This window comes from Aerococcus sp. 1KP-2016 (assembly GCF_002252085.1).
In the GTDB taxonomy this organism is placed as follows: Bacteria; Bacillota; Bacilli; order Lactobacillales; family Aerococcaceae; genus Aerococcus.
In genome coordinates this window covers 1-613 of the sequence record NZ_NEEY01000107.1, presented here as the reverse complement: position 1 = coordinate 613, position 613 = coordinate 1, and the positions used below count along the sequence as shown (strand labels likewise).

Below are 613 nucleotides of genomic sequence, written 5' to 3'. Positions count from 1 at the left end.
TAGCCGTGGGCTACTATCTTCGTTATAACCTTAGCTATCGTGAAGTTCAAGAAATCTTATATGATCGTGGCATTAACGTTTCTCATACGACGATTTATCGTTGGGTGCAAGAATATGGCAAACTACTCTATCAAATTTGGAAAAAGAAAAATAAAAAATCCTTTTATTCATGGAAAATGGATGAAACGTACATCAAAATTAAAGGAAAATGGCATTATTTGTATCGAGCCATCGATGCAGATGGTTTAACCTTGGATATTTGGTTACGTAAAAAACGGGACACACAAGCAGCCTATGCTTTTCTTAAGCGGTTAGTGAAGCAGTTTGATGAACCGAAGGTTGTAGTCACAGATAAAGCCCCCTCTATTACAAGTGCCTTTAATAAACTAAAAGAATACGGCGACTTTTATCAAGGGACAGAACATCGTACCATTAAATACCTGAATAATTTGATTGAACAAGACCATCGTCCAGTAAAGAGACGCAATAAATTCTATCGAAGTTTACGCACTGCCTCTACCACGATTAAAGGCATGGAAGCCATTCGAGGATTATATAAGAAAACCCGAAAAGAAGGCACTCTCTTCGGGTTTTCGGTCTGTACTGAAATCAA

Annotated in this window: 1 protein-coding gene; it reads left to right on the top strand. The window is 37.7% G+C overall.

The window, feature by feature from the left end; genetic code table 11:
- On the top strand, nucleotides 1-613 hold a 613-nt coding region (locus tag B9P78_RS09610; RefSeq protein ID WP_094519191.1), incomplete at both ends, for an IS6-like element IS1216 family transposase.